General features: G+C 57.2%; 1 rRNA gene. It reads left to right on the top strand.

Features of this window, described 5'->3' with window-relative positions:
* Nucleotides 1–418: 418 nt before the first annotated feature.
* Nucleotides 419–2648: ribosomal RNA gene (locus tag ACWF41_RS21380) — 23S ribosomal RNA — on the top strand; the annotation flags it as partial.

Below are 2648 nucleotides of genomic sequence, written 5' to 3' on the forward strand. Positions count from 1 at the left end.
CTTGTCTTCGGGCTGGGTGGGGGAAAGCTGGTGGTAGGGGGTCTGGTTGGTTCGCAAGCACACTGTTGGGTCCTGAGGCAATCGGCGTCCCGGGCGTGGTCGTGGGTGGTTCGTGGAGGGGTTCGTCCTTCTTCGCGGGCTGCTGGCGGCGGGCTCGGGGGTTGATGGTCTTGTGATGGTGAACGGGTCGCGGGTCTGGTGTGAACCGCCTTGAGGCTCTCCCTCTTGTCTCCCCTTCAGCTTCGGTTGGTGGGTGTGGGTGTGTGGGTGGGTGTTCGGGGTAGGCGTGCCGGTGGGCTTGCGGGTTCGTCCGTTGCTTGAGAACTGCATAGTGGACGCGAGCATCCCAGATGTTCAGTACTAGTCCTCTTCTTTGGAAGGGGTCTGGTTTTCTGATCTCTGTGAAATATTGTAGTGTGTCGAAGTTTTTAAGGGCACAGGGTGGATGCCTTGGCACTAGGAGCCGAAGAAGGACGTTGTAGCCTGCGATAAGCCTCGGGGAGTTGGCAAACGAGCTGTGATCCGAGGATGTCCGAATGGGGGAACCCGGCTGGGGTCATGCCCAGTCACCTGCATCTGAATACATAGGGTGTAGGGGGGAACGTCGGGAAGTGAAACATCTCAGTACCGACAGGAAGAGATATTCCGTGAGTAGTGGCGAGCGAAAGCGGATGAGGCCAAACCGTGTGTGTGTCAAGCTGTCAGGCGTTGCACATGCGGGGTTGTGGGACCTTCTGACCAGATCTGACAGTCTGGTAGCCAGTAAGAAAGTCGTGTCATAGTCGAACCGCATTGAAAGGCGGACCGTAGTGGGTGTGAGTCCCGTAGACGAAATGGTGCGGCCTGGTTGAGGGGATCCCAAGTAGCACGGGGCCCGTGAAATCTCGTGTGAATCTGGCAAGACCACTTGCTAAGCCTAAATACTACCTAGTGACCGATAGCGGACAAGTACCGTGAGGGAAAGGTGAAAAGTACCCCGGGAGGGGAGTGAAATAGTACCTGAAACCGTGTGCCTACAATCCGTCGGAGCCTCCTTAGCAGGGGTGACGGCGTGCCTTTTGAAGAATGAGCCTGCGAGTTAGTGCTCGGTGGCGAGGTTAACCCGTGTGGGGAAGCCGTAGCGAAAGCGAGTCCGAATAGGGCGGTACAGTCGCCGGGTCTAGACCCGAAGCGAAGTGATCTAGCCATGGGCAGGTTGAAGCGCCGGTAAGACGGCGTGGAGGACCGAACCCACTTAGGTTGAAAACTGAGGGGATGACCTGTGGTTAGGGGTGAAAGGCCAATCAAACTTCGTGATAGCTGGTTCTCCCCGAAATGCATTTAGGTGCAGCGTCACGTGTTTCTTGCCGGAGGTAGAGCTACTGGATGGCTAATGGGCCCTACCAGGTTACTGACGTCAGCCAAACTCCGAATGCCGGTAAGACATAGCGTGGCAGTGAGACTGCGGGGGATAAGCTTCGTAGTCGAGAGGGAAACAGCCCAGATCATCGGCTAAGGCCCCTAAGCGTGTGCTCAGTGGGAAAGGATGTGGAGTTGCACAGACAACCAGGAGGTTGGCTTAGAAGCAGCCACCCTTGAAAGAGTGCGTAATAGCTCACTGGTCAAGTGATTCCGCGCCGACAATGTAGCGGGGCTCAAGTACACCGCCGAAGCCGTGGCACTCACACGTGAAACTTAGCATCGACTTGATCGGTGTTCAGGTGTGTGGGTGGGTAGGGGAGCGTCGTGTGGGCAGTGAAGCTGCAGGGTGACCTAGTGGTGGAGCCCACACGAGTGAGAATGCAGGCATGAGTAGCGAATGACGGGTGAGAAACCCGTCCGCCGAATGACCAAGGGTTCCAGGGCCAGGTTAATCCGCCCTGGGTAAGTCGGGACCTAAGGCGAGGCCGACAGGCGTAGTCGATGGACAAGGAGTTGATATTCTCCTACCGGCGAAGAACCGCCCATACCGAGCCCGGTGATGCTAACCGCCCCAATGGCAACACAGCGACCTTCGGGTCGCACCGTTGCCGGCGGCGTGGGACCCGAACCGGTAGTAGGTAAGCGTGTTAACAGGGGTGACGCAGGAAGGTAGCCCGGCGTGGCGATGGTAGTCCACGTCCAAGGTTGTAGCCCGTTTCGTAGGCAAATCCGCGAAACATACAGGGTGAGAACTGATAGTGACCGCGTATGCGGGAATCGGGTGATCCTCTGCTGCCAAGAAAAGCCTCGACGCGAGGTTCTAGCCGCCCGTACCCCAAACCGACTCAGGTGGTCAGGTAGAGAATACTAAGGCGATCGAGCGAATCGTGGTTAAGGAACTCGGCAAAATGCCCCCGTAACTTCGGGAGAAGGGGGGCCTGATCCGTGAACACCCTTGCGGTGGGAAGCGGTGAGGGCCGCAGAGACCAGGGAGAAGCGACTGTTTACTAAAAACACAGGTCCGTGCGAAGTCGCAAGACGATGTATACGGACTGACGCCTGCCCGGTGCTGGAAGGTTAAGAGGACGGGTCAACTTCGGTGAAGCCCAGAATTTAAGCCCCAGTAAACGGCGGTGGTAACTATAACCATCCTAAGGTAGCGAAATTCCTTGTCGGGTAAGTTCCGACCTGCACGAATGGCGTAACGACTTCTCCGCTGTCTCAACCGCGAGCTCGGCGAAATTGCA

It is taken from the genome of Isoptericola sp. NPDC055063 (assembly GCF_053608125.1).